Origin of the sequence: Streptomyces adelaidensis (assembly GCF_016598475.1) — a bacterium.
Taxonomy (GTDB): domain Bacteria; phylum Actinomycetota; class Actinomycetes; order Streptomycetales; family Streptomycetaceae; genus Streptomyces; species Streptomyces adelaidensis.
Map to the genome: position 1 here is coordinate 1 of NZ_JAEMUX010000197.1, position 2,658 is coordinate 2,658.

The window sequence follows — 2,658 nt, forward strand, 5'->3', positions numbered from 1 at the left end:
TCTCGGTGGACACGCCCTCGTCGACAGCCGCCTTCAGCGCAGCGGAGGTGGCGGCCACCGGCACGACCTGGGACCGTGCGTCCCCGGAGTCCGTGGGCAGACCCGTCACTACGGTCGCTACGAGCCCGGCCGTCGCAAGCGCAAGAACCGTCGGCGTCCCACCTCGACGCCACACCTTCTGCTTTCGGCTCCTCTCCCCGTTCATCTTCATCGGATCACCGCTCCGAATGCCGTCACGTCGCCTGCGGGGATGCCGCCCTCGCCCGGCCGCCAGCTCTGCACCGTGCCCGCAGTGCCGCCGGGCGCGACGTTGCCCCAAGGCAGCGCGTACACGGCCCGGTCGGCAGCAGGGCCATAGGGAACGCCGAGATACAGCGAAGCGCTCGTCGCGCCGAGAGCCGTGCCGAAGTACTCCTGCGGGCCGACGTCCCCGCCCGTCCCGGCGGTTCCCTGCTCGATGAACAGGTCACCGTCGCCGGGCGCGCCGACCAACGGGAACGTCTGCACCGCACCGGCGTCACGGTCATCGCCGAGGTCCTCGCCGGGGGCACCGACCGCGAGGAGCATGGTGGAGGCGGTGGAGGTAGCAGTCGGAGCGGTGTTGACGGCGACGAGCCGCTCACCGAACAGGTCACCCGGCTCCGTGCTGCCCTCGATGTCGGCGACGTCCTGGTGGATGCGCTGGCGCTCGCTGACAGCGCCCGCCGCGGTCACTTTGAAGATGTGCACCATGCCGCCGTCGGCATCGGCGGGGTGGTCCTCGCCGGGCACCCCCACGGCCAACAGCGACTCGGTGGGCGTGCCCGTGCCCGAGGTCCGGAAGGGCACCATCGCCATGGACTTGCCGAAACTGTCGCTGGACTCGGCCTCGCCGAAGACGTTGGTGTCATCGCTCAGTGCGCCGTCCTGGTCCAGGCCGAGGACCGCGGCGGGCACACCATCGGTGAAGGTGTGGTTGAACAGCGAGACACCGCCGGCAAAGGTGTCCGTTCCGATGGCCTCGCCCGGCGCCGAGACCGCGAAGTGGGTTGCGGTGGCGGCGACCTGGGCTCCGAACCGGTCATCCTTCTCGACCACGCCGGGGACCCCGGCTGAGTCCTGGCTGAAGTCGGTGATCGCGCTGCCCTTCACATGGACGGCGACGCCCGCGTCCACCAGGGAGGGCGAGCCGATGTCCTCACCCGGAACACCGATGAGCAGGAAAGGCGTACCGCCACTGGTGCCGGCGGCAACGGAGTACCCGAACCAGTCACCTGTCTCGGCGACGCCCGGAACGGCTTCCAGACCCTGGTCGTAGCCCACGGACGCCGTGCCCTGCCCGAGACCGTCCGGCGAACCGTAGAGCACCGCGACGCCTCCGGAGTCGGCGGCGGTGCCGATCGCCTCATGCGGAATGCCGACCGCCAAGTCGTCACAGCCGTCCTCGTTCACGTCGAACGTCGCCAGGCTGAATCCGAACTGGTCACCCGACTCCGCCACTCCAGGCACTTCGGCAAGATCCTGATCCAGCCGCTTGGTGCCCTTGCCGCCGCCGTACACGACATCGATGCGGCCGGCGCGGGCCTTGCCCGCCACCGTGGCATCGGGATCGGCTATCGCGATGTCGCGGATGCCGTCACCGTTGTAGTCCGGGTTGACCCCGCCGGTGCACACCGCCGCAACCGCGGTCGGCGCCCCGGCGGATCCCGCTCCAGCCGGTCCCGCCACCGCGAGCCCCAGGGACACCACGCTCACGAGCACCGCCCTTACGGCAGCACCCTTCCCCCATCGCACTTTCACTGCCCCCACCCCGACCACGCACAGAGATCACAAGAGTGGCGTGAGTTAACGGTGAGTGGACTTGAAGCGTCAAGAATTTATAAGGACCACTCAGGGGCAGGTTGGCGTGATCACGCCTGCCCGGGAGGACGGTCGCCCTACAGTGCAGCGATCTCCTTGCACGGCCACACGGCGAGCATGTCCACGCCAGCGACTCACAGGCATCGCAAACCTGCACCCGGGAAGGAATCCCTTACCTGCGCGCAAAGTTGGCCGTTTCCCACTCACGAACAACATCAGCGCTGACCGGTCGGGTCACCGCCCGATCGACTCGCCGGGGTCATGTCCCCCGTGATGGCGTAGCCGATCACGTTCCGTCGCCTCCGCTTCGGAGTCGTCCGATACGTGCCGCTGCGGGCCGTCGCGCGATGACCGCTGGTCCCGGCTCGACGAGTCCCAGCAGGGCCTCCGGCGAGGCGATTCGGGCCGCGACCTGCAGATTCCGCAGCCTGATCGGCTGCACCAAGACAAGGGACGCCACCCGTGATTGTCGGGTGGGCACAACAACTGTCCCCTTCCCAACCTCCAGTTACGCGGCCAAGCGGGAGCCGATCTGCACGATGCCTGCACGCTTGGCCACCAAATGGCCACCACGCCATTCCGAACAGGCCGAGGCGGACCGATAGCGAGCGACAAAAGACCAGTTCACAGCCTTGCAGAGCAGAATCACCACCGACCGTCAACCTCGGACCTACGCATTACGATGCATAGCCCTCGAGTGTCCGATCCGCCCGAATTCCAAGGTCAATAAAACGAAGAAACCCCAGGTCAAAGGCATGACCTGGGGTTCACCATGGAGCCGCCTTCGGGATTCGAACCCGAGACCTACGCATTACGAGT

General features: G+C 67.7%; 1 protein-coding gene. It reads right to left on the reverse strand.

All coding sequences use genetic code 11. The annotated features are described in order from the left end of the window. Window positions 1-207: 207 nt before the first annotated feature. Window positions 208-1,734, reverse strand: coding sequence for a VCBS repeat-containing protein (locus I8N67_RS41190; protein ID WP_200309433.1), 1,527 nt, complete (start codon window positions 1,732-1,734; stop codon window positions 208-210). Between the last annotated feature and the right edge of the window lie 924 nt (window positions 1,735-2,658).